This window comes from Tardiphaga sp. 172_B4_N1_3 (assembly GCF_052076035.1).
In the GTDB taxonomy this organism is placed as follows: domain Bacteria; phylum Pseudomonadota; class Alphaproteobacteria; order Rhizobiales; family Xanthobacteraceae; genus Tardiphaga; species Tardiphaga robiniae.
Genome location: NZ_CP197238.1, coordinates 5,807,503 through 5,832,738, shown reverse-complemented (window position 1 = coordinate 5,832,738; position 25,236 = coordinate 5,807,503). Strand labels below are relative to the sequence as shown.

General features: G+C 62.1%; 19 protein-coding genes. 2 read left to right on the top strand and 17 right to left on the bottom strand.

The features are described 5' to 3' along the window. Positions 1-97: 97 nt before the first annotated feature. The 12 genes from AB7783_RS27480 to AB7783_RS27425 all read right to left on the bottom strand — a co-directional run bounded on the left by AB7783_RS27480 (position 98) and on the right by AB7783_RS27425 (position 15,802). On the bottom strand, positions 98-292 hold the full coding sequence (locus AB7783_RS27480; protein ID WP_093759633.1) for a hypothetical protein: 195 nt from the start codon (positions 290-292) through the stop codon (positions 98-100). Between the two features lie 86 nt (positions 293-378). Further along, complete coding sequence (locus AB7783_RS27475; RefSeq protein ID WP_184513321.1) at positions 379-810, bottom strand: acyl-CoA thioesterase; 432 nt, start codon at positions 808-810, stop codon at positions 379-381. Between the two features lie 25 nt (positions 811-835). After that, positions 836-2,932, bottom strand: a complete 2,097-nt coding sequence (locus tag AB7783_RS27470) for a 3-hydroxyacyl-CoA dehydrogenase NAD-binding domain-containing protein (RefSeq protein WP_441279356.1) — start codon at positions 2,930-2,932, stop codon at positions 836-838. Positions 2,933-2,939: 7 nt separating this feature from the next. Continuing rightward, positions 2,940-4,223 carry an acetyl-CoA C-acetyltransferase gene (locus AB7783_RS27465; protein ID WP_441279355.1) on the bottom strand — a complete coding sequence of 428 codons (1,284 nt, stop codon included), beginning with the start codon at positions 4,221-4,223 and terminating at the stop codon, positions 2,940-2,942. A gap of 13 nt (positions 4,224-4,236) precedes the next feature. Beyond that, complete coding sequence (locus tag AB7783_RS27460) at positions 4,237-6,513, bottom strand: acyl-CoA dehydrogenase (RefSeq protein ID WP_441279354.1); 2,277 nt, start codon at positions 6,511-6,513, stop codon at positions 4,237-4,239. 230 nt (positions 6,514-6,743) lie between these two features. Continuing rightward, complete coding sequence (locus tag AB7783_RS27455) at positions 6,744-7,367, bottom strand: flavin reductase family protein (RefSeq protein WP_439062100.1); 624 nt, start codon at positions 7,365-7,367, stop codon at positions 6,744-6,746. 36 nt (positions 7,368-7,403) lie between these two features. Beyond that, complete coding sequence (locus tag AB7783_RS27450; protein ID WP_093759638.1) at positions 7,404-8,003, bottom strand: TetR/AcrR family transcriptional regulator; 600 nt, start codon at positions 8,001-8,003, stop codon at positions 7,404-7,406. 19 nt (positions 8,004-8,022) lie between these two features. Further along, positions 8,023-11,163 carry an efflux RND transporter permease subunit gene (locus AB7783_RS27445; protein ID WP_441279353.1) on the bottom strand — a complete coding sequence of 1,047 codons (3,141 nt, stop codon included), beginning with the start codon at positions 11,161-11,163 and terminating at the stop codon, positions 8,023-8,025. 27 nt (positions 11,164-11,190) lie between these two features. Beyond that, positions 11,191-12,297: an efflux RND transporter periplasmic adaptor subunit gene (locus AB7783_RS27440; RefSeq protein WP_439079271.1), complete on the bottom strand. Its 1,107-nt coding sequence runs from the start codon at positions 12,295-12,297 to the stop codon at positions 11,191-11,193. A 113-nt stretch (positions 12,298-12,410) separates the two neighbouring features. After that, positions 12,411-13,757 (bottom strand): MFS transporter, encoded by a 1,347-nt coding sequence (locus tag AB7783_RS27435; RefSeq protein WP_441279352.1) that lies wholly within the window; start codon positions 13,755-13,757, stop codon positions 12,411-12,413. Between the two features lie 115 nt (positions 13,758-13,872). Next, complete coding sequence (locus AB7783_RS27430) at positions 13,873-14,454, bottom strand: TetR/AcrR family transcriptional regulator (RefSeq protein WP_184513309.1); 582 nt, start codon at positions 14,452-14,454, stop codon at positions 13,873-13,875. Between the two features lie 94 nt (positions 14,455-14,548). Beyond that, on the bottom strand, positions 14,549-15,802 hold the full coding sequence (locus AB7783_RS27425) for an Hsp70 family protein (protein ID WP_441279351.1): 1,254 nt from the start codon (positions 15,800-15,802) through the stop codon (positions 14,549-14,551). Positions 15,803-16,041: 239 nt separating this feature from the next. Here AB7783_RS27425 and AB7783_RS27420 point away from each other — a divergent pair, with 239 nt between their 5' ends. Further along, on the top strand, positions 16,042-18,378 hold the full coding sequence (locus AB7783_RS27420; RefSeq protein ID WP_441279350.1) for a Tex family protein: 2,337 nt from the start codon (positions 16,042-16,044) through the stop codon (positions 18,376-18,378). Positions 18,379-18,472: 94 nt separating this feature from the next. On the opposite strand, the gene AB7783_RS27415 is transcribed toward AB7783_RS27420, so the two are convergent. Both AB7783_RS27415 and AB7783_RS27410 read right to left on the bottom strand, forming a co-directional pair. Further along, positions 18,473-19,657 (bottom strand): amidase, encoded by a 1,185-nt coding sequence (locus tag AB7783_RS27415; protein ID WP_441279349.1) that lies wholly within the window; start codon positions 19,655-19,657, stop codon positions 18,473-18,475. 32 nt (positions 19,658-19,689) lie between these two features. Next, the gene (locus AB7783_RS27410) at positions 19,690-20,925 is read right to left on the bottom strand and encodes an amidohydrolase family protein (protein WP_441279348.1); all 1,236 of its coding nucleotides are present in this window, start codon (positions 20,923-20,925) and stop codon (positions 19,690-19,692) included. A gap of 268 nt (positions 20,926-21,193) precedes the next feature. On the opposite strand from AB7783_RS27410, the gene AB7783_RS27405 reads away from it, so the two are divergent. Beyond that, positions 21,194-21,625: a nuclear transport factor 2 family protein gene (locus AB7783_RS27405; protein ID WP_441279347.1), complete on the top strand. Its 432-nt coding sequence runs from the start codon at positions 21,194-21,196 to the stop codon at positions 21,623-21,625. Between the two features lie 54 nt (positions 21,626-21,679). Here the strand turns inward: AB7783_RS27405 and AB7783_RS27400 are convergent, their stop codons facing one another. The 3 genes from AB7783_RS27400 to AB7783_RS27390 all read right to left on the bottom strand — a co-directional run bounded on the left by AB7783_RS27400 (position 21,680) and on the right by AB7783_RS27390 (position 25,210). Continuing rightward, a complete protein-coding gene (locus tag AB7783_RS27400) occupies positions 21,680-22,639 on the bottom strand; it encodes a Bug family tripartite tricarboxylate transporter substrate binding protein (RefSeq protein WP_441279346.1) in 960 nt (319 codons plus the stop codon). A gap of 177 nt (positions 22,640-22,816) precedes the next feature. After that, positions 22,817-23,782 carry a Bug family tripartite tricarboxylate transporter substrate binding protein gene (locus tag AB7783_RS27395; RefSeq protein ID WP_441279345.1) on the bottom strand — a complete coding sequence of 322 codons (966 nt, stop codon included), beginning with the start codon at positions 23,780-23,782 and terminating at the stop codon, positions 22,817-22,819. 78 nt (positions 23,783-23,860) lie between these two features. Further along, positions 23,861-25,210 (bottom strand): hemolysin family protein, encoded by a 1,350-nt coding sequence (locus AB7783_RS27390; RefSeq protein ID WP_089262626.1) that lies wholly within the window; start codon positions 25,208-25,210, stop codon positions 23,861-23,863. Positions 25,211-25,236: the final 26 nt, after the last annotated feature.

Genomic DNA, 25,236 nt, shown 5'->3' with positions numbered 1-25,236 from the left:
GGATGGAGTGTTTCCATCGTGCGGGTGTTGGCGGCGATGGTCAACGCATCACCGGCGCAGGCGCTTCGGCGCCGCGATGTCGTCAGAGAACCGCCTTCTAAGGCGTCACAGCGGCTTGGATACCCTGCGCGAACTGGAAAGCCGCGCGTTCAGCTTCGCGCGCATTGCGAAACAGCTGGCCTTCCATGGGGTTGAAACGGTGAGACGCGGCGAAGAACCTGTACCCACCGGGATCGCGAACCACGATGCCGGCAGCCTGCGATGAGACTTCGATGATGTAAGTGTCTGACATGGCGGCCCCCTACGCGATAGGCGATGCATATTCCGGGCCACTAACCCGAATGGGGGTATTTCGTTCCAGCCGGTGTTTAGAATCGCTCAGGTCGAGATCGTCGCATCCGGTCGTTTGATCACCTGCGGGCGACCATTCTCGTCAATGGACACAAAGGTGAAATTGCCGTCGGTCACCAGGATCGGGGCATTTTCATTGCGGCGAAGCACCCAGGCCTCGATATGCACGGTGAGTGACGTGCGGCCCGTCCGCACCAGTTCCGCATGCACGGACACGACGTCACCGACATGAACGGCCTTGCGGAAGGTCATCGCCTCGATGGCGACGGTGACCGTGCGCGTCTTCGCCACCTTGGCCGCAAAGATGCCGCCGCCGAGATCCATCTGGCTGAGCAGCCAGCCGCCAAAAATATCGCCATTGGCATTGGTATCCGCCGGCATCGCTACCGTGCGGATGGTGAGATCGCCGGTCGGTTCCGCATCCAGCCCCGTCACTGGCTGCGTCGTTGATTCAGTCATAAGCAGCCTGCCGCAAATTGAGTCATCATTTAAAGGTTTCCCAGCCGGCATCCGGCGAGAAGCGATCGCCGAACCGGGCCGCCAGCGTGCGCAGCGTGGCGGTGATATTCTCGGTTCCACGCGTCCGCGCATAGTTCAGCGGGCCGCCGCGGAATGGCGCGTAACCTGTTCCGAAAATCATTGCGCCATCGACCACATCGGCATTGTCGACGATGCCTTCGCGCAGACAGGCGACGCAGACATTCGACATCGGCAGCACCAAGCGATCGATCATCTCCTGCGTCGGCCGCGCGGTGGCGACCGCGCTGGAACTCTTCTCGGCCTTGCCGTCACGCCATGTATAGAAGCCCTTGCCGGTCTTCTTGCCGAGCTCGCCCTTGTTGACCTTCTCGCGCAGCCAGGCCGGCGTCGGCGGCAGCAGGTCACCAAATTTCGAGCGCAGCATGTCGCCGACGGCCAGGCAGATATCGAGCCCGACCTGATCGGCCAGTTCGATCGGACCCATCGGCATGCCGAATTGCTCGGCGGCGGCGTCGATGGTTTCCTTGTCGACCTTCTCTTCCATCAGCATCATCGCCTCGAGCATGTAAGGCGTCAGCGCGCGATTAACGAGAAAGCCCGGCGAGCTCTTCACCGGAAGCGGCAGGCGATCAATTGCGCCGACAAAAGCCGTGGCCTTCTTCAGCATATCCTGATCCACACCGTCATGGCTGACGACTTCGATCAGCTGCAGGCGGGACACCGGGTTGAAGAAATGCAACCCCAGTAGCCGCTCCGGCCGCGCCAGTGTGCTGCGCAGATCCTGCAACGGGATGCTCGATGTGTTGGTGGCAAGGATCGCGTCCGCCTTCATGCGCGGCTCGATGCCGGCATAGACCTTCTGCTTCAGTTCGAGCTTCTCCGACACCGCCTCGATGATGAGGTCGGCATTGCGTACGCCCTCGCCGTCCATATCGGGGATCAGGCGATCCAGCGTGTCGCGCTGCTCGGTGCGCTTGCGGATGATCTTGCTATAGAGATCGGCGGCGCGCTTCATGGCGCCCGCGATCGGCTCGGGCTTCATGTCGGCCAGCGTGACGCAGATGTCCTGATGTGCGCACCACGCCGCGATGTCGCCGCCCATGGCGCCGGCGCCGATGACATGAACATGTTTGATGGTGTTGCCGTCACCGGCCAGCTTCTTCATCGCCTCGCGCAGGAAGAAGACGCGGATCAGGTTCTGCGCCGTCGGCGTCACCATCAGCCGGGCGAAAGACGCCTTCTCGGCATTGAGCATCGCCGCACGGTCGCCGCCATGTTTCTCCCAGAGCTCGATCAGCGCATAGGGCGCGGGATAATGTTCGCGCGGCGCAGCCTTCGAGGCTTCAGCGACCATGCGCGAGGCGAGAATGCCGCGCACCGGCGAGAAGTTCATGATCGGGATCAGCGCACTCGGCTTGGCGCGCTTGAGCTTGCCGAACACCGCATCGCGCACGGCGTTACGGACATGGCGTTCCTCAGTCACCGCATCGACAAGGCCGATCGCTTTCGCCTTGCGCGCGTCGATGGTCTTGCCGGTCAGCATCAGCGGCATCGCCTGCATTGGATTAACCAGATGCGTGAAGCGCGCGGTGCCGCCCAAACCTGGATGCAGGCCGAGCATCACTTCAGGGAAACCGAAACGCGCACCATCGATGGCGATGCGCATCTGGCAGGCCAGCGCCACTTCGAGGCCGCCGCCCAGGCAGAAACCGTGAATGACGGCCACCGTCGGGATCTTCAGCGCCTCGAAGCGGTCGATCACCGCGTGAGCACGGCTGATCTGCGTTTCCACTTCCAATGGATCGCTGGCGCCACGAAATTCATTAACGTCGGCGCCGGCGATGAAACCGGACGTCTTGGCCGAACGAACCACGATGCCAGTCGGGCGCTGGGCTTCCAGCGCATTCAGCACCTGATCGAATTCTTCCAGCACCACAGCCGAAAGCGTATTGGCGCTCGCATCGGCGCGGTCAAACAACAGCCACGCGATGCCATCGGCGTCGCGCGTCAGCTTGAAGTGGCGATAAGCGCCTGATGTGTCGGGACCCGGCCCGAGTTCGAGCACGCGATCCCCAAGAACGTCCATGATCTTGCTGTCCATGACGCCCTCACACCGTCTCGATCAACATCGCGCCACCGAGGCCGCCGCCGATACATTCGGTCGCGATACCCCGTTTGGTGCCGAGCCGCTTCATCGCGTTGACGAGATGCAGCACAATGCGGTTACCGGACGTGCCGACGGGATGGCCGAGGCTGATCGCACCGCCATCGACATTGAGCCTGGCGCGATCGATCGCGCCGGCGGCGCCATCGAGGCCGAGCACCTCACGGCAGAATTTCTCGTCCTTCCAGGCGGCGAGACAGCCGAGCACCTGCGTGGCGAAGGCTTCGTTCAACTCCCAGGTCTCGATGTCCTGAATCGTCATGTTGTTGCGCTTCAACAGATCGTTCGACGACAACACCGGACCGAGCCCCATGATCGACGGATCGAGTGCAGACCACTGGCTGTCGACGATCATAGCCTTCGGCTTGAGACCGTGTTTCACCACCGCGTCTTCGGACGCAAGGATCGTCCATGATGCGCCATCGGTGATCTGCGAGGAATTGCCGGCGGTGACCTGCCCCCACGGACGTTCGAATACCGGCTTCAGTGTCGCGAGCTTGTCTACCGACGAATCCGCGCGTACGCCGTCATCGTGGTCGTAGAAATTGCCCTTGCGATCGAAGGCGGTCTCGACCTCACCCTTCAGCCAGCCCTGTTCCTGCGCATGCGCAAGGCGCTTGTGGCTTTCGACGGCATAGGCATCTGCCTGCGCGCGGGTGATGCCGAATAGGTGCCCGACCTTCTCGGCGGTCTGGCCCATATTGAGGTCGGTGATCGGATCGGTGAGACCGCGCTCAAGGCCGATGATCGGCTTGAAATAAGCCGGCCGCGCCTTGGCGAAGGCGGTGACTTTCGCGAGCGCACCCTTGGCCATCGCGAGGCCGGCGAACCAGCGCACGCCGTTCTGCGGCCAGACCAGCGGCGCATGGCTGAGCGCTTCGGCGCCGCCAGCGAGGATCAGATCGGCATTGCCTTCGCGGATGTAGCGATAGCCGGTGTCGATCGACTGCATGCCGGAGCCGCAATTGATCTGCACGGTGAAGGCTACCATCGCCTCGCCCATACCGAGCCGAAGTGCTGCGACGCGCGCGGGATTCATCTCATCGGCAATGACATTGACGCAGCCGAGGATCACCTGATCGAAGGCATCGGGTGCAAATGGCTGCCGCGCCAGTAGCGGGCGTCCGCATTGCACGGCGAGATCGACAGGGGTGAATGGGCCGGGGCCGCTGCGCGCCTTCAGGAACGGCGTGCGGCTGCCGTCGACGATATAGACTGGTCTTGTCATGAAAGTCTTGCCATCAGCTTGCTGCCCGCTGCTCACCAAGTTCCTGGAAGAACTGATGCACGTTATCGGACTTCTTATAGCCGGGCGACAGCTCTTCCGGCGCGAAGTGATCGACCTCGATCACCAGCTTGACGGCTTCCTGCGCAGCGGCGAGCTTCTCGCCTTCCGCCTGAGTGATGACGCCCTGTGCCACTGCATCCTTCCAGTTCTTGAGCTTTGCGGTGCGGATGCGCTTGGCAATATCGTCACTCGATGTCACCAGTTTGAACGCCTTCTCCAGCCGCGCCAGGCCGCGATCGTCGTCAACATGCGAAAGGTCCGGCGTCAGGCGATCGCGCGTCGCCGAGGGCTCCAAGATCATCTGCGCGCAGCGATGCACCACGCGGTCCGAAGGCCCGAGCACCGATGCACCATATGGCTGCACGATGAATTTGAGGATGCCGGCGACAAAGCGGTTCGGCAGGTTGGCCAGAATCTCCGCAAAGCGGTTCTCGATGGTCTTGAATCCGGACGCCATACACCATTCAAGCGCCGGCAAGTCGTCCTGCTGGCGGCCTTCGTCCTCCCAGCGCTTCAACGCAGCCGAGAGCAGATAAAGCTCGGAGAGAATATCGCCGAACCGGGCCGACAGCATTTCCTTGCGCTTCAACGCTCCGCCCAGCGTCAGCAACGCCATGTCGGCGCACAATGCGAAGGCCGAGGAATAACGCGAGAGCTGGCGATAAAACTGTGTGGCATCGCCGGCATCCGGCGCAGGCGCGAATACGCCACCGGTCCAGCAGCGGCCCCAGGCGCGGAACAGCGTGGTGACGCTATGGCCGATATGTTTCCAGAACGCGGTGTCGAAGGCCTCTAAGCCCTTCGCCTTGTCGGGATCGCCGAGCGCATTCATTTCCTGCAACAAATAGGGATGCGCGCGGATGGCGCCCTGCCCGAACACAATGAGATTACGCGTCAGGATGTTGGCTCCCTCAACCGTGATGCCCACCGGCACCGCGCGATAGAGATTGCCCATATAGTTCTGCGGGCCGTCGATGACGGCCTTGCCGCCATGGATGTCCATGGCATCGTCGATGGCGATGCGCATGCGCTCGGTGGCATGCAGCTTCATGATGCCGGAGATAACCGCGGGATGATGGCCCAGATTGAGCGCCGCCGAGGTCAGGCGTCGCGCGGCATCGAGCAGATAGGCCGTGCCGGCGATGCGGGCGAGCGGCTCCTCGATCCCCTCGAACTTGCTGATCGAAATGTTGAACTGTTCGCGGATGCGGGCATAGGCACCAGTGGTGCGCGCGGCATAGGCGGCACCGGCCGCAGACAGGGACGGCAATGAGATGCCACGACCGGCGGCGAGCGCCGACATCAGCATCTTCCAGCCCTGGCCCAGACGCTGCTGCCCGCCGATGATGTAGTCGAGCGGGATGAAAACATCGCGGCCCCAGTTCGGGCCGTTCTGGAACACCTGCATCGACGGTAGATGGCGCTGGCCGATCTCGACGCCTGGAAGATCATGCGGGATCAGCGCAACCGTGATGCCAAGCTCATCCTGTGAGCCCACGAGGTGATCGGGGTCATAGGCCTTGAAGGCGAGACCGATCAGCGTCGCGACCGGGCCGAGCGTGATGTAGCGCTTGTGCCAGTTGAGGCGCAGGCCCAGAACCTCCTGGCCTTCGAACGTGCCCTTGCAGATGATGCCGCTGTCGATCATCGAGGCCGCGTCCGAGCCCGCTTCCGGGCTGGTGAGGCCGAAACAGGGAATGTCGCGTCCATCGGCAAGGCGCGGCAGCCAGCGCTGGCGCTGCGCGTCGGTGCCGAACTTCATCAGCAGTTCGCCGGGACCGAGCGAGTTGGGCACCATCACGGTGACGGCGGCGACCACCGACCGCGACGAAATCTTGCGCACCACTTCCGAATGCGCATAAGGCGAGAAGCCGAGACCTCCGAATTCCTTCGGAATGATCATGCCGAAGAGCTTTTCGCGCTTGATGAACTCCCAGACGTCGGGCGGCAGATCGCGCAATTCCCAATTGATCTTCCAGTCGTCGATCATCTCGCAGAGGCGATCCACCGGCCCGGTCATGAAGGCCTGTTCTTCATCCGTCAGTGTGGCCGGCTTGACGGCGAGCAGCTTGGCCCAGTCCGGATTGCCGGTGAACAGATCTGCATCCCACCAGACGTCGCCGGCTTCCAGCGCCTCGCGCTCGGTGTCCGACATCTTCGGCAGCACGCCCTTGGCCCAGCCAAAGATCGGCTTGGTGAGATGGTCGCGGCGCAGACTGGACGAGCTCATGGAGGCTTCCTCTCGATCGAGACGACCAGCAGTCCGGGCGGACCGCGGGCGCCCAAAGGCAGACGCTCTTAGCGGGACGGTGTCACCTTAGCTTTCGCATTGATATTCAAACGAAATTTGACAGCATCGAGCCATCATTAACGACAGGATACCGCAACGGTTCCCGAAAGGCGATTTCCCGCCGCGTGACCAGTGGTCGCGCGACCGAAATGCCGGAAGAATAGCCGGCCTCAGTCCGGCCGGTTCATCTCGAACATGGCGTCCTGCTTGATGTGGAAATAGTCGCCGCGGCGGCCGGCGCGCAGGATCGGGCCAGCCAATGCGGTCTGGTACACGCCATCCACGATCAGGGTCTTGTCGATATGTACGGCGACGACTTCCCCCATGGTGAGGAAGGCGTTGGCCGAAGCGCCGTTCGCGCCCTTGAGTTCGATGATCTGAGTCACCTTGCACTCGAAAGCGACCCGGCTCTCGCCGACACGAGGTACGTTCACCAGCTTGCTCGGCACCGGCGTCAGGCCGGCGATCTCGAATTCATCGACTTCCGGGCCGACATGCGCCGCCGTGGCGTTCATCTGCTTGGCCAGATCCATGGTGGCCAAATTCCAGACGAATTCCTTCGTCGCCTGCATGTTGCGGGCGGAGTCCTTGATCCCGATGCTGGAAAAGCCGATCAGCGGCGGCGTGTAGTTGAAGGCGTTGAAGAAGCTGTATGGCGCCAGATTAACGTGGCCATTGGCATCCCGGGAGGAGACCCACCCGATCGGACGCGGACCGATGATGGCATTGAAGGGATCGTGCTTGAGGCCGTGGCCGTTGACGGGCTCGTAGGAATGCAGATCGAATGCGGTCACGCGGAAGATCCCCTGAATTGACGTCAGAGAGATCGTCTAGCCCCGCGGGGCCAACCCGGCAAGAACGAAGTCGATCATCTGGTCCAGGGTCGGGCCAGGTTTCGTCGCACATTGCGCGATCATCTGCGGGTGAAAGAAGCGCATCATGGCGGTGCAGGCGCACATGGCTGCCAATTCGACGTCCGGAGCCTGAAACTCACCCTTGGCAGCACCGTCCGCGATGACACCGCCGATGGTAACGGTGATGCGCTCCATATGAGCAGTGCAGACATCCCAACTCTCTTCCATGGCGATGGCGACCATCTCATGCAGCTTGGCATCGCCGACATAACGTTCGGCATTCATCTCATGGATCGACGTCAGCAGTTCGCGGAGCCGCGCGGCGGCCGGCTGCGGATTTTCAGCAATCGCTCCAGCGGCCTCTTCAACTTCCCCCATCAATCGCTGCGCCACGGCCGCGATGATCGACTTCTTCGAATCGAAGAAGCGATAGACGTTCGCCGGGCTCATTCGCAGCACCTTCGCGATGTCGGCGACCGTGGTCTTCTGGTAGCCGATTTCACGAAACAGCTTTTCCGCGACCACAACGATGCGGCCTCGCATATCGGCTTCGACGTGTTCAGAAATCAGAGTCATCTCGGATAACAGTCTTTAGCTATTCGGCAGCAAGCGGAAAGGCCTGTTGCTTGTCGTGATGGTGCGGTGCGTGATGATCCACATCCTCACCCGATCCGCGTTCATCCAGGCTCTTGCGAAACCATAGCGCATAGAGACCCGGGAGATACAACAACGTCAAGAACGTCGCCACAAACAATCCACCCATGATGGTGACCGCCATCGGCCCCCAGAAGGCCGAGCGCGACAGCGGGATCATCGCCAAAATGGCCGCCAGCGCCGTCAGGATGACCGGACGCGCACGGCGCACGGTCGCCTCGACGATGGCTTCGCGGCGGGTCAGGCCGTGCCGCACGTCGGTTTCGATCTGATCCACCAGAATAACGGCGTTGCGCATGATCATACCCGCCAGCGCGATCAGGCCGAGCAGTGCCACGAAGCCGAACGGCTTGTTGGCGACGTTCAGCGCCAACGAGGCGCCGACGATGCCGAGCGGCGCCGTCAGGAACACCAGGATCAGGCGCGAGAAGCTCTGCAACTGCACCATCAGCAGCGTCAGCATGATGATCATCATCAGCGGAAACAGCACGGCGATCGAGGCATTGCCCTTGCTGGATTCCTCCACTGCGCCGCCGATCTCGATGCGATAGGCCGGCTGCAGGCTGTCGCGAATCTGCTGCAACTGCGGCCAGATCTGGTTGGTGACGTCCGGCGGCTGCACGCCATCGACGACGTCGCCGCGCACGGTGATCGCCATGTCGCGGTTACGGCGCCAGAGGATCGGCTCCTCATGGGCGTATTCGATCTTCGCCACCTGCGACAGCGGCACCGGAACGCCGTTGCGCGAGATGATGGTGAGATCGCCCACACGGCCGAGATCGAGGCGTTCCGACGGAACGGCACGGGCAACGACACCCACTTTCTCGATACCGTCACGCACGGTCGTGACCGACGCGCCGGAGATCAGCATCGCCAGGGATTGTGACAACTCCTGCGGCGTCAGGCCGAGCGCACGGGCGCGATCCTGGTCGACCACCAGCCTGAGGGAAGGCGTCTGTTCGTTCCAGTCGAGCTGCGGATCGACCATATTCTTGTTAGCGCGCATTACTTCGCGCACCCTGTAGGCTATATCCCGCACGGTCGCGGTATCCGGCCCGATGACGCGGAACTGGACGGGGAAACCGACCGGCGGACCGAAATTGAAGCGATCGACGCGCACGCGTGCTTCCGGCAGCTGGCCATCGGCGACGGCCTTCTCGATCTTGGACTTGATGCGCTCACGTGCCTCGACATCCTTGGACACAATCACGATCTCGGCGAAGGCCTCGTTCGGGAGCTGCGGATTGAGGCCGAGCCAGAAGCGCGGCGAGCCGCGGCCGACATAGGCCGTATAGGTAGCGATGTCCTTGTCGTCCTTGAGCAGCTTCTCGGCGTCCTTGACCGCCTTTTCGGTAACGCCAAAGGCCGTGCCTTCCGGCAGGCGCAGCTGCAGGAACAGTTCGGGGCGCTCAGACAGCGGGAAGAACTGCTGCTGGACATGGCCGAAACCGACGATGGCGGCGATGAAGATGCCGACGGTGGCAGCCACCACCTTGATGCGGTGCGTGACGCACCACTGCACGACGCTACGCAACCCGCGATAGATGCGCGTCTCATAGACCGCATGCGGATCGTGATTGGCCTTTCCGTGGGCAGCAAAGTTCGGCAGCAGCTTGACGCCGATATAGGGTGTGAAGATCACCGCGACGAACCAAGAGGCGATCAGCGATATCGCCACAACCCAGAAAATGCCGCCGGCATATTCGCCCACTGCGGAATTCGCAAAGCCGATCGGCAGGAAGCCGACGGCCGTGATCAGCGTGCCGGTGAGCATCGGAAATGCCGTGGACTCCCAGGCGAAGGACGCCGCGCGCACACGATCCCAGCCCTGCTCCATTTTCACCACCATCATCTCGACCGCGATGATGGCGTCGTCGACCAGGAGGCCGAGCGCGATGATCAGCGCGCCGAGCGTGATGCGATGCAGGTCCATACCCATCGCATTCATGACCATGAAGACGATACCAAGCACCAGCGGCACCGAGAGCGCCACCACAATGCCGGTGCGCCAGCCGAGTGCCAGGAAGCTGACGAACAGCACGATGCCCAACGCCTCGATGAACGAGTGCGTGAATTCCCCAACGGCATGTTCGACCACCAGCGGCTGATCGGCGATCTGTTCGACATTGATGCCCTGCGGGACGGCGACCATGAACTCGTTCTTGGCCTTTTCGACGTCCTTGCCGAGTTCGAGAATGTTGGCGCCGTTGGCCGTGACCACGCCGATGCCGAGCGCGTATTGACCTTTCTGCCGGACCTTGAAATCCGGCGGATCGACGAAGCCATGGCTGACCGTCGCGATATCGCCGAGGCGGAACGTGCGCCCGTTGCTCTCGACGGGCGTCTCCGCCACCGTCTTCACGCCATCGAGCGCGCCGGTAACGCGCAGCGGCACGCGCTGCGACGAGGTTTCCACCGTGCCCGCCGGCTGGATCGCGTTCTGCTTGGCAAGTGAGTCGAACAGCGTCTGCGGCGTAATGCCGAGTGTCGCCAGCTTGGCGTGAGAAAATTCGACGAAAATGCGCTCGTCCTGGGTGCCGTAGAGATTGACCTTGGTGACACCCTTCACCTTCAGCAGGCGCTGGCGCAGGCCTTCAGCGACCACCTTCAACTGTTTGAAATCGGCGCCGTCCCCGGTCATCATGTAAAGAATGGAATCGACGTCGCTGAATTCGTCATTGACCGTCGGCCCGATCAGATTGGCGGGCAGGCTGCCCTGCACGTCCGCGAGCTTCTTGCGCAGCAGATAGAACAGGAACGGTACTTCCTTGGCGGGCGCGTTATCCCTGAACGTGACCTGCAGCGCCGTGAAGTTCGGCTTCGAATAGGTCTGCACCTTTTCGAAGTAAGGCAGTTCCTGCATCTTCTTCTCGATGGGATCTGCAACCTGCTCCTGCATTTCCTTGGCGGTCGCCCCCGGCCAGATCGCCGTGACGTTAACGACCTTCACCGTGAAAGATGGATCTTCGGCACGGCCGAGCTTCTCGTAAGAGAAGAAGCCGCCGACACCGAGCGCGATGATCAGAAACAAAATCAGTGCCGGATGAGCGACGGCCCAGGCGGAGAGGTTGAAGCGATGCATCGGCTTCGTCCTTTGAATGCGAGCGTCTTAAAACGACAATGCGGAGACGACGTGAACCTTCAGCGCCGGGTCGAGCTTCTGCACGCCCAGCGTCACGATCTTGGCACCTTCATCGACGCCACCTGAGATGATGACGTCGTTGCTCTCATAGGACTTCACCTTGACCGGCTGCAGCGCGACGTCGCCCGATGCGCTCACGACGTAGAGCGAAGGGTTGTTGCCCTGGCTGAACAGCGCCGAGAGCGGCACGCGCGCAACGCGTTCGGTGGCGGGATCGGACAGCGTCAGCGTCGCCGTCATGCCGAGCGACACCTTGTCGTCGGCCTCGGGCAGCGAGAACTTGGCGAGATAAGTGCGCGTCGCGGTGTCGGCATTGGGCGCAAGTTCACGCAGCTTGGCGGCATATTGCTTGCCGGGCTCGGACCACAGCGTCACGCTGGCTTTGCCTTCCTTGGCGCGGCCAACCAGCGTTTCCGGAATGGAAACCACCGCCTCCTTCTCGCCGAAACGCGCGACACGGATGGCGGCCTGCCCTGCGGCGACGACCTGCCCGGCATCGATCAGCGTCGCGGTGACAACGCCGCGGGTGTCGGCGATCAGCGTCGCATAAGAGAGGCTGTTCTTGGTGAGTTCGACCGAGCGTTCGGCGCGATTGAGACGCGCGCGGGCTTCGTCGCCCGTGGCCTTGGCCTGATCGAGCTGTGCCTGAGTGGACCAGCCCTTGGCGCGCAATTCGGTGGCGCGGCCCTCGGCTGCAGTGGCATTGGCCAGCACGCCCGTGGATGCGTTGAGTTCGGCGACGGCCTGCTCAGCCTGCAGCTTCAGATCGACCTCGTCGAGCGTAGCCAGCGGCTGGCCGATCTCGACGTTCTGGCCGACCTCCACGAGGCGCTTGGCGACCTTGCCGGTCACCCGGAAGCCCATATCGGTCTCGATCCGCGGGCGGATGGTGCCGACGAAACTGCGCTGCGGCGATTCCGGCTCGTAATGCACGGTCGCGACCAGCACGGGGCGGGTTGGCTTGGCTTCCGCCTCGGTCTTCTTGCCGCAGCCGGCCAGAGCAAGGGCCGGGATCAGCAGGAGCGCAGCGGCGAATGGCTTGCGGAAAGCGCTGACTTTGGTGTGGCCGGGCATCGCGAGGCGTCCTTCGAATGAATGTTCGAAGGGAACTTAGGCGTGACCACTGACGAATGTCAATATTCGTCAGTGGTCACAATTTCGGCAGATTGCCGCACCCCATCCCGGCCTTATTTCACCCGCGCCGGTTTGCCGGTAGCTGCGAACTCCGTTTCTGTCCCGTGATTGCCGACCAGCACAAGGATTCCGGCCACCAGCGGCATGGCCGCCAGGACCAGAAGCCCGGTCGAGGTGCTGCCGGTCAGCTCCTTGACCCAGCCGATCAGATAGGGACCGCCGAAGCCGGCGAGATTGCCGATCGAATTGATCAGCGCGATGGCGCCGGCCGCCGCCGTGCCGCTCAGCCACGCCGTCGGCAGCGTCCAGAACAGTGCGAAGGTGCAGAACACGCCGATCGCAGCGACCGTCAGCGCGACCATGGTCAGGGTCGGATTGGTGGAGATGCCGGACAGCGCGAGCGCCACGGCGGTCAGCAGCAGCGGCAGGCCGACATGCCAGACGCGTTCGCGGGTCTTGTCGGAATGCTGAGCCCACAGCACCATGGCAATGGAGCCGAACAGATAGGGGATCGCGGTGACGAAACCGGTCTGCAGGTTGGTGAACCCGAACGCCTTCACGATCTGCGGCAGCCAGAACTGCATGCCATAGAGCGCGCCGACAAAGCCGAAATAGATCACACTCAGCATCAGCACCTTCGGCGACGACAGCGCCTGCCCCAGCGTCATGCCATGGGCGCTCTCCTTAGCGAGACGCTCGCCTTCGAGCTTGTCGGAGAGCCACATCTTCTGGTCAGGCGTCAGCCATTCGGCCTTTTCAGGCTTGTCGGTGAGGTAGAACCAGGTGACGACGCCGAGAATGACCGAAGGAATCCCTTCGATGATGAACAACCACTGCCAGCCCTTCAGGCCCATGACACCGTCGAGCCCCAGCAGCATGCCGGAGATCGGCGCGCCAATCACCGTGGATACGGGCACCGCGATCGCGAAGGCGGCGAGGAAACGCGCGCGATATTCGGCCGGAAACCAGTAAGTGAGATAGAGGATAATGCCGGGGAAGAAGCCGGCCTCGGCGACACCGAGCAGAAAGCGCAGCGTGTAGAAGCTCCACGGGCCACTGACGATCGCCATCAGCGCGGAGATGATGCCCCAGCTCACCATAATGCGCGCGATCCAGCGGCTGGCGCCGAATTTCTCCAGCGCGATATTGCTGGGAACTTCAAAAATGAAATAGCCGATGAAGAAGATGCCGGCGCCCCACGCAAAAACGGTGGGCGAGAAATTCAGCTCGGCATTCATGGTGAGCGCGGCGAAGCCAAGATTGACGCGGTCGAGATAGGCCAGGAAATAAGCCAGCACCAGAAACGGGATCAGCCGCCAGGAAATGGCGCGGATGGTCGAGGTTTCGATATCGGATTTTGCGCTGCGCGTGGCGCGCGCGCCGACGGCGGTCTGGCTCATGGTTCACTCCCGGTCGCTTGTTGTCGGCGACGGCCTCTGCGGGCCGCGCTGTCATGTCGCACGGTTTAGCGAAAGACCCGGGGAGCGGCAATGTCTGTGCAGAGCAGCAATCAGCTCAGCGCAGCACCTGTGTGAACAGCACCTGCGCGAAGCGCTCAATCGGTGCCGGGCTGCGTTCGGCTTTCGACAGCAGGTTGGCGCCCTGCAGCGAGGAGACGATGAAACCCGCAACCTCCGCGCATTTGAAGTCGGCCGGCAGCTCGCCGGCTTTCACCGCGGAGGTCAGGCATTCGGCAATACTCTGCTGAACATCGGCGAAGATCGTCAGCAGCCGATCGCGAATGAGGTCGCTGTGGTCGCTGGCTTCTGCCGTGAAGTTGCCGAACAGGCAACCGTTGCACATCTGGTCTTCGCTGAGCCGGGCCACGTTGGCATCGATATAGGCGCGCAACCGCGCCAGCGGCGACAGGCCTTCATTGCGCAGCGTCTGCGCCATCAGCTCGCGGCCCTTCGCGAAATAGAGATCGATGATCTCGAGGCCGAATTCTTCCTTGGAGGTAAAGTGGTTGGTGAAGGTGCCCTGCGGCACGCCGGCGGCATGCACGATGTCGCGAACACTGGCCCCCGCATAGCCGCGCGCATGCACGACCGCGAGGCCTGCGGTGAGAATCCTGTCGCGATTCGAGAGCTTCGCCATGGACTTAATATGGCTGTGCCGGGCGCCGGATCAAGCGACCGCCGCGCATAACCACAAGGCGTTCAGCCCCCTTTTACTGCCCTGGCCTTTGGGTCTAGCCGTGCCCGTAGCGGCGGGCCGCCTCGACAGTCAAACCCTTGCCGACGGCCCCGAACGTGTCGCCATCGATAGCGCGGGCGGCCGGCAGCGCCGCCGTGATCGCCTTGCGGACATGGGCGAGCTGCACCGAACCGCCGGTCAGGAACACCGCATCGATCGCTTCGGGCTTCAATCCGGCCTGGTTCAGGCAGATATTGATCCGCGCGGTGATCCGATCGGCGAGCAACTGGGTGTGGCTGACGAGTTCCTTGCGGGCGACGCCGGCGGCAAGGCCAGGCTCGATCCAGTCCAGCGCGATGCTCGATTTCGGCTTGTCGGACAGGCCAATCTTGGCGCCCTCGACTTCCATGGCCAGTGTGTGGCCGCGCTGCTCGTCCAGTACGCGCACGAGACGGTCCAGCAGCTCCGGCTGCTGTGCCTCATAGCGCACCTGTTTCACCTCATTCATGACCTTGGAATCGTACATCCGGTTGATGCTCGACCAGGTCGCCAGATCGTGGAAATAGCCTGACGGCACATCGAGCCCGGCGCGCTTCATCGCCGAACGATAGCCGAGCAGCGGCATGATCACACCGAGACTGAGATGTCTGTCGAAATCGGTGCCCCCGATGCGAACGCCGTCATTGGCGAGAATGTCGTCCTTGCGATCGGCATGACGGTGCCGTTCGGGCGAAAGACGCACGATGGAGAAATCCGACGTGCCGCCGCCGATATCGGCGATCAGCGCGATCTCCTCCGAATTGATCTGGCGCTCGTAATCCAGCGCCGCGGCAATCGGCTCGAACTGGAACGTGACGTCCTCGAAGCCGACGTCTTTCGCGATGGCGCGCAGCGTAGCTTCGGCCTTGGCATCGCCCGCCGGATTGTCATCGACGAAATGGACGGGACGGCCATGGACGACCTGGCGGAGTTCAAGCCCTGTGGCCTGTTCCGCACGCCGCTTCACCGCACCGAGATAATAGGCGATGACATTGCGGAAGCTGACGCGCTCGCGGCCCACGCGTGTCGTCTCGTCGATCAGCGACGTGCCGAGCACGGATTTGAGGCTGCGCATCAAGCGGCCAGGCGCGCCCTCGACATAGGCTTCGATCGCCTTGCGGCCGATGAAGGCGCCGGTATCGGCCTTGTAAAAGATCGCACTCGGAATTGTGACATGATAGTCTTCGAGCGCCGCCAGCACCGGAACATCATTGATGACCGTGCCTAGCGTCGTGTTCGACGTCCCAAAATCCAGACCACAAACCGACATTGCCGCTCCCGAAAGGAACGTCCGTCTACACAGTTCGCCGGCCGCGATCTAGCATTATATTTTTGCACAGCCGCGCTGTCATGAAGCGCATCGAACACTGCAATTTTCGAAGCAAAACAACGCGATCCACAGAACAATCGACTGCATCCGCCGGGGTTGATGAATCGTGCGGCATCGGTCCATAAGCGTTTTGCGACGGCGGTATGACCCGCCACGGAATTTCGAAGGAATCTCTACGCGTGGCAAACATCAATCAGAAGATCGCAGACGAACTTGGCGTGCGCGAACAGCAGGTCGCGGCGACGGTAGAACTGCTCAACGGCGGCGCGACGGTGCCCTTCGTTGCGCGTTACCGCAAGGAGATCACCGGCGGTCTCGATGACGCGCAACTGCGCACGTTGGAAGAACGACTGACCTATCTGCGCGAACTCGAAGAACGTCGCCTCGTAATTTTGGAATCAGTGCGCGAACAGGGCAAGCTCGATGCCGCGCTCGAAACGGCGATCATGACCGCCGACACCAAGGGCCGTCTCGAAGACATCTATCTGCCGTTCAAACCGAAGCGCCGCACCAAGGCCGAGATCGCCAAGGAAGCCGGCCTTGAACCGCTGTCGGAACTGCTGCTCACCGACCCGCAGAACGATCCGAAGAAAGTTGCCGAAGCTTTCGTCAATGCCGAGAAGAACGTCGCCGATGTAGCCGCTGCACTCGACGGCGCGCGCGCCATTCTTGTCGAGCGCTTCGCCGAAGATGCCGATCTGATCGGCGCGCTGCGCGAACAGATGTGGTCGAACGGTCTGATGGCCTCGACCGTGCGCACCGGCAAGAAGACCGAAGGCGAGAAGTTCAAGGATTACTTCGATTTCAGCGAGCCGCTGCACAAGCTGCCGTCGCATCGCATTCTCGCGCTGTTCCGCGGCGAGAAAGAAGAGATTCTCGACCTCGCTATGCAGCCCGAACCGGCCACGCCTGCTCCAACAACCACACCCAGCTCCTATGAGCTGAAGATCATGAACCGCTTCGGCGTCTCCGATCAGGGCCGCCCCGGCGACAAGTGGCTGACCGAAACCACGCGCTGGGCCTGGCGCACCAAGATCCAGGTGCATCTCAACATCGACCTGCGCATGCGGCTGTGGACTGCGGCCGAAGAAGAAGGCGTCCGCGTGTTCGCCTCCAATTTGCGCGATCTCCTGCTCGCAGCGCCTGCCGGCGCGCGCGTCACCATGGGTCTCGATCCCGGTTTCCGTTCGGGTGTGAAGACCGCGATTATCGACGCCACCGGCAAGGTGGTAGCAACGACCACGATCTATCCGCATGAGCCGCAGCGCCAGTGGGATGCGTCGCTCGCCATGCTCGGCAAACTCGCCGTCCAGCACAAGGTCGATCTGATCGCCATCGGCAACGGGACGGCCTCGCGCGAGACCGACAAGCTGGCGATGGAGCTGGTCAAGCTGCTGCCGGACCTCAAGATGTCGAAGATCGTGGTGTCGGAAGCCGGCGCCTCGGTCTATTCGGCCTCGGCCTTTGCCTCCGAAGAATTGCCCGAACTCGACGTCACGTTGCGCGGCGCCGTGTCGATCGCACGCCGCCTGCAGGATCCGCTGGCCGAACTGGTGAAGATCGATCCCAAGGCAATCGGCGTCGGCCAGTATCAGCACGACCTCGGCGAGAGCAAACTGGCGCGGTCGCTCGATGCCGTCGTGGAAGACTGCGTGAACGGCGTCGGCGTCGACGTGAATACCGCATCGGCGCCCCTGCTGGCGCGCGTGTCGGGCATCGGAACTGGATTGGCACAGAGCATCGTGCAGCACCGCGATGCCAACGGCCCGTTCAAGTCACGCAAGGCGCTCAAGGAAGTGCCGCGGCTTGGCCCGAAGGCGTTCGAACAATGCGCCGGCTTCCTGCGCATCAATGATAGCGAGGATCCGCTCGACAAGTCCGGCGTGCATCCGGAAGCCTATCCGCTGGTGCGCAAGATTCTCGAAGCTACCAAGAGCGACATCAAGGCGCTGATCGGCAATGCCGAGATTCTGCGCAAGGTGCAACCGAAGAGCTTCGTCGATGACACCTTCGGCCTGCCGACCGTCACCGACATTCTGAAAGAACTCGAAAAGCCCGGCCGCGACCCCCGCCCCGCCTTCAAGGCTGCGGTGTTCATGGAAGGCGTCGAGAAGCTGAGCGACCTCAAACCCGGCATGGTACTCGAAGGCACTGTGACCAACGTCGCTGCCTTCGGCGCCTTCGTCGATATCGGCGTGCATCAGGATGGTCTGGTGCACATCTCGGCGATGTCCAAGACCTTCATCAAGGATCCGCGCGAGGTCGTGAAGTCAGGCGACATCGTCAAGGTGAAGGTGCTGGAAGTCGAAGTCGCTCGCAAGCGCATCGCCCTGACGCTGCGCATGGATGACCCCGTCGGTGCCAAGGCCGACCGCCCGCAAGCCGATCGCGGCCCGCGCTTCAACGAGCGCCAGATGACATCGCGTGCTCCGGCGAAGCAGGAGAGCAGTGGCGGTGGTGCATTTGCAGAGGCACTGCGCCGCGCGGCCGAGAAGGGCGCGGGGAAGGCGAAATAACTCTCCCCGTCATTGCGAGCGAAGCGAAGCAATCCAGAAGCCAAAAGCGAAGTCTGGATTGCTTCGTCGCAAATGCTCCTCGCAATGACGGCTGTTAGGCCTGCGCCCTCCCCAACTCCACAGCCAACTGCAGAATATCTTCATCGCAGTCCCGCGCGCCCATGATCGACAACCCGATCGGGCAATCATCGAGCCTGGCGACAGGCAGTGAGACCTGCGGCGTGCCGGCATGGCCGGACACACAGAGCAGTTCGATCGCGCGGGCACGAAATACGTCGAGCGTCACATCCGGTGTGTTGCGCAGCGGCGCAATCCCCGGCGCGGTCGGCAGCAGCAACACCGTATCGGTCGGCAGCAGCGACAGCACGCGTTCAATGATGACTTTTCGCATGGCCCGCGCAGCGGCGATCTCGGCGGGATCGAGAACCGCGGCAGCCGCGAAACGCTCCTTCACGCCGGGGCCGAGCTTCGGCTGGGTCGCCTTGATCCATTCGCCCTGTGCGGCCCAAGCCTCCTCCGACTGCACCACGCGGAACGTATTGCGCCAGGCGTTGAGTTCGCCGCCCGCGACATCCACCTCCTCGCTCGCGCCAACCAGCGACTTGATGCGATCGACCGACGGCTGCAGCAGGTTGCGAACCTTTTCATCGACGGCGCCAAACAGGTCGCTTGCGATCAGAACCTTCTTCACCCGGCGCGGGGCACGCGCCTTGTCGAGCAACACCTTGCCGACCTCGGCCATCAATTCGGGCGTGCGCGCGAACCAGCCGACAGTGTCGTAGCTCGGCGCCAGCGGCACCGCGCCATCGAGCGGAATGCGACCATGCGTGGTGCGAACGCCGTAGACACCGCAATAGCTGGCGGGCAAACGCACCGAACCACCGGTGTCGGAGCCGATGGCGAAATCGACCAGCGCACCGGCGGTCGCTGCAGCGGAACCACTGGACGAGCCACCGGGAATGCGGCCGGGCGCAGCCGGATTAATCGGCGTGCCGTAATGCGCGTTCTCGCCATTCAGGCTCCAGGCCAGTTCATCGGTGTGCGTCTTGCCGACCAACTTCGCTCCGGCATTGAGCAGGCGATTGACGACCGGCGACGATTTTGTCGGCACCGGATGTGTCGCCAGCCATTCCGGGCTGCCGGCGCCGGTCGGCACATTGGCGAGATCGAAGAAATCCTTCAGCGCAAAGGTGAGACCCGCGAGAGGCCCCTCTGTCGTGGTCTGCACTTCGATGTGGCCATGATCCACAAAGGCGTTGAGCGTGTCATTGATCGGCATCGAAGTCTCCGTACGACGAAAGGACGCCCGTTTCAGTGGGGCTTGAGCAGACTCGCAGCCGGCCTGATGAAGGTCCTGATGCCATTCTTGAAACCGAACAGCGGCTGCGCGATCTCGCATACCGCCTCTGCCTTGGTCCCGCAATCGAGCACCACGAGATCGGCGGGATTGCCGACGGCAATGCCGTAGTGCTTCAGGTTGAGCAGCTTGGCGGATGCCGATGTCACCAGATCAAGACATCCGGCGAGATCGTCGAGAGCGCCGACCTGCATCACATTGGCATAGAGATTGATCATGCGGATCAGCGAGACATCGCCGAACGGCGTGAAAGGATTGAGCACGTTGTTGGTGGAGATATTGGCGTTGACGCCAAGCGCACGGAGCTTGTGCGCCGAGGTGACGCCGCGCGGCACGTTGTGATCACTGTCGCGGCCAGTGAGGAACAGGTCAGTCGCCGGCAACACCGTGACCGCGACGCCGGCATCGGAGAGCCGTTTCGCCGCCGCCTCGAAATCCGCTGGCGGCATCGCCGACAGCTTTGTGGCATGGCCGATGGCCACGCGACCGCCCCAGCCGGTCGCCTCGGTCATGCGGCAGACCTCTTCGTAGTCCGACCGCGTTGGATCGAGATCGAAATCGAGGTGGAAATCGATATCGACGCCGAACTCCTGCGCCATGCCGAAGATTTTCGCGATCTGGCCGTTCGAATCCTTGTCGATATAGGGCACGCCGCCGATCAGATCGGCGCCTTCCTTCATCGCTTGCAACAGGATCTCCTCGCAGCCGGGATCATCCAGCAGACCCTCCTGCGGAAACACGCAGAGCTGCAGATCGATCGCCCAGGCGTAATCCTGCTTCAACTTCTTCAGCGCGCGAAAGCTGGTCAACCCGATACGCGGATCGACCTCCACATGCGTGCGCATGCGATTGGTGCCGTGCTTGATCGCTTTCTCCAGCGTCTGCGATGCGCGTGCATAGACGTTCTCTTCGGTGAAGTCGCGTTTGGCCCGGGAGACTTCGCTGATCACCTCCGCGAGCGTACCCTTCGCGCAATTGCAGCGGCCGAGGAGACAGGATTTGTCGAGATGGATATGCGTCTCCACGAAGCCCGGCACGAGCAGCCGGCCGCCGACATCCTGATCCGGCGCCACGCCGCGCGGCAGGCCGATCTCGATGGCCTCGAACCGCCCGCCGCGAATGCCGATATCCACCGGGCCATCGGGCCGGTCGGCAATGCGCGCGTTGCGCAGGATGAGATCGAAGGTCATGGGAGGACTCCTGAAGAGGCCACGCCACCGATCGGGACGTAGCGAAAGCATATGCGCAGGCAAGCAAGGCATGTGCCAAGGCGCATGCGATTCAACCTCTGATTAACTATCTGAAAATAAGACAATATCTTCAAATCTTGCTTCAAGAAACGCCCAATAATGAGGCGCGCCAAATAAGAATTGTATACGATCTGCTACATCTACCGAATACAATTCTGGCACCGGTTTTGCTATGATGGCGCCAGCATCTGCCCGCAGGAGAAACCCGATGTCCCAATCCCCCACCGCGCTTGCGCCCGTCACCGATGAAACCGCCCAGGCTGCCGACCTCGTCGAGCGGTTTCTCGTCGCCTCCATGGTGCCGGACCCGGAAACCGCCGGCACCTTCATGTCGGCCGACGTCGCGATCACCTTCACCGGCGGTCGCAAGTTCAAGCATCCGCGCGATGCCACCGCGTTCAACGCCATGCGCTACAAATGGGTGAAGAAGAAGATGGAGCGCACCGACGTGTCGCCGGGGAATGGCGAGACCATCGTCTACAATACCGGTACGCTCTATGGCGAATGGCATGACGGCACGCCATTCGAAGGCAATCGCTATGTCGATCGCTTCGTCGTGCGCGACGGCAAGATCGTGAAAATGGATGTCTGGAACGACAGCGCCGAACGCATTCTCGTGCGCATGGACATCGAAGCGTAGTCAGCTTCGTCTCACTGCAAGAGCTCCCCGCAATGACGAGGAGCCCTTGTCGCCTTATTTCACATCCTTCAGCAGCGCGATGTTTGCGGCGACTTCCTTTGCCACGAGGTCGTCCATCGCCTTCGGCTGCATCGGCACGGTCTCGACGCCGATCTTCTTCAGCCCCGCCTGCATCTCCGGCTTGGCCAGCACCTTGACGCCAGCATCATGCATCTTGTCGACGATCTCGGGCGACGTCTTTGAGGGCACGAATACGCCGATCCAGCTCTCGCTGACGCCGTCCTTGAGGCCGACTTCGGTCATCGACGGCACGTCGGGCAGTTCATTGCTGCGCTTGTCCGTGGAGACGACCAGCGCGCGTACTTGTCCCTCACGAATCAACGGCAAAGCGGTCGCCGCCGGGCAGAAGTAGAAATCGATACGGCCACCGAGAATATCGGCAATCACTTCCGGACCGCCGCGATACGGCACGTGGGTCGCTTCGAATTTGGCAGCAAGGCGGAATTTCTCGGCGCTGATATGCACGGCGCTGCCGACGCCCACCGAACCGAAATTGATCTGCGATCCCTTGGCTTTCGCATCCTTCAGGAAGTCGTCCACGGTCTTCCACGGACGTTCTTTCGGAATGATCATGATTAGCGGGCTGGAGCCGATCATGATGACTGACGACAGGTCTTTCGACGTGTCATAGGGCAGGTTCGGAAAGATTGCCGGCGTGATCGCCAGCGCCGAAGAATGCGCCAGGATGCTGTAGCCGTCCGGCTCCGCCTTGGCCACCGCATTGGTGCCGATCGAACCGCCACCACCGACCCGGTTCTCGACAACGATGGTCTGGCCGAGTTCGGGGCCGAGACGCTCAAAGAATATCCGCGGCACCACGTCGGTGGCGCTGCCAGGGCCGAACGGGATGGTGGCCTTGATCAAACGGGTCGGCCAGTTGCTTTCGGCCTGCGCCGCGACAGACGACAGCAGCACACCGGCGAAAACACACGACCACCGCATAAGCTTATTCATTACTTGCTCCAATAATACCATCCACAGGGAATGGCGGCTCAGTGATGGGGCCAATCGGCGACAACGAAGCAAGTTTCGGACCGTTTGAAGTCTAAAACAACGCCCGAACGCGCGGTGATCCAGCCCGGACAAAGGACAATGCCGGCCTCACCTGTACTGACAAGGCCCGCAGTCCGCCTACTTGGCCGCGACCTCGCTTTTGAGCAGCACCTTGTTGTCGGCGATTTCCTTGACCAGCAGCGCATCCATCTCGGATGACTTCATCGGCATCGGCTCGACACCAATCTTCTTCAGCGAAGCCTGCATGTCAGCCGTGTTCAGCACCTTGGTGCCAGTCACATAGAGCTTCTCGACGATCTCCGGCGGCGTTTTCGATGGCACGAACACGCCGAACCAGATTGAGCTGTCCGCATCCTTGAGCCCGGCGTCGATCGGCGTCGGCACATCCGGCAGATCACGCACGCGGGTCGGCGTCGACACCACCAGCGCGCGGACCTGGCCTTCGCGAATCAATGGCAGCGCCGTGGCCAGCGGGCAGAAGTAGAAATCGATGCGACCGCCGATGATATCGGTGATCACCTCGGAGCCGCCGCGATAGGGGATATGCGTGGCCTCGAAACCGGCAGCGGCGCGGAATTTTTCCGAACTGATATGCACGGCGCTGCCAACGCCCACCGAGCCGTAATTGATCACAGTGCCCTTGGTCTTCGCGGAAGCCAGGAAATCCTGAATCGTTTTCCATGGCCGTTCGTTGGGCACGATCATCACATTGGCCGCATAGCCAATCATCAGCACCGAGGACAGCTCCCTGGTGGTGTCGTAGTTGAGGTTGGGGAAGATCGCGGGCGCAATGGAGATGGCGTTGGTCTGCGACAGCAAGGTGTAGCCATCCGGATCGCTCTTCGCGACCGCGCCCGTGCCCACCGAGCCGCCCGCACCCACGCGATTTTCAATCACGATCGGCTGCCCGAGCTCCGTGCTCAGTCTTTCGAAAAAGAGGCGCGGGACCACGTCACCTGCGCTGCCGGCACCGAACGGATTGACGGCCTTGATCGGCTTCGTCGGCCAGTTGGTGTCGGCCAGCGCAGCGCCGGACATCAACACAGCGGCCAATACGCACGACAATCGCCAGGACTTGTTCATCGCTCGCTCCAGTTGCGCCATTCAATGGAATGGCAGCTCACGGAATAGAGCAAAAGCAAGAACCGGACCGGCGAGGGTCTAGAACGAGGTCCCGGCCCGCGGCTTTTTCTCCGGCACTTCCGGCTCGGTCGGCACCGGCCCGATACGCAGCGCGGTGATGCGGTTGCGCTCACGGCGCAGCACGCGGAAGCGGAAGTTGTAGAACGTGAAGCTTTGCCCGCGCTCTGGGATGGAGCGCGCCTCGTGAATGACGAGACCGGCCACTGTGGTCGCTTCATCATCCGGCAGATGCCAGTCCATGGCGCGATTGAGGTCGCGGATCGGCACCGAACCATCGACCACCACCGAGCCATCGGCCTGCGCGCGCACGCCCGCGACGACCACGTCATGCTCGTCAGCGATGTCGCCGACGATTTCTTCCAGCACGTCTTCCAGTGTCACCATGCCTTCGACTTCGCCATATTCGTCGACCACGAGCGCAAAGTGAGTCTTGCGGCGACGGAAGGCTTTCAACTGATCCGACAGTGGACGCATCTCCGGGACGAACCACGGCGGCAGCGCGATCGAAGCTACGTCGATCTTTGCGGTATCGCCATCGACGGCGCGGATCGCGCGCAGCAGGTCCTTGGCGTGGAGCACGCCGATGATGTTTTCCGGCTTCTCACGCCAGAGGGGAATGCGGGTGTATTCAGTGGCCAGCACTTCGCGCACCAGCTCTTCGGACGGCAGGTCCGCATTCAGCGTTACCATCGCCGTGCGATGGACCATGACATCGGACACCGCGAGATCGCCGAAGCGAAACACGTTCTGGATATACTCGGCCTCGCCCGATGCGATGCCGCCATGTTCGGCAGACTCACCGACAAGGCCCTCAATCTCAATGCCGGTGAGAATTTCATGCGGCGAGGCCTCCTGCACACCGAGCAGTGCCAGCGTGCCCCGTGACGCCGCGTTGAGCAGCCAGTTCAGCGGATAAAACAGGATGTAGGATGCATAGAGCGGATAGGCGATCCATTGCGACACCGGCTCCGGCTGCCGGATCGCCAGCGTCTTCGGCACCTGTTCGCCGATCACGATATGCAGCGAGGAGAAGACGAGGAAGCCGGTAATGAAGGACGTAAAGTGAAGCGCGGATTCCGACAGGCCGAGCGGATCGAGCACCGGTTTCAGCAGTGCGGCCACCGTGGGCTCACCAACCCAGCCGAGTCCCAGCGATGCCATGGTGATGCCGAGCTGGCAGCAGGCCAGATAGGCTTCGATATTGCCCATCATGTTCTGCAGCAGGCGCGCGCCGAAGCGGTTCTGCTCGACCATGCTCTTGACGCGGAAGCCTCGGCTTTTGACCAGCGCAAACTCCGCCGCCACGTAAAACGCGTTGGCAGCGAGCAGGAAGATCGCGATCAGCAGATTGACGGTAATCGAATTCATGAAAGTCCTGCGACGGCGCCGGCTTT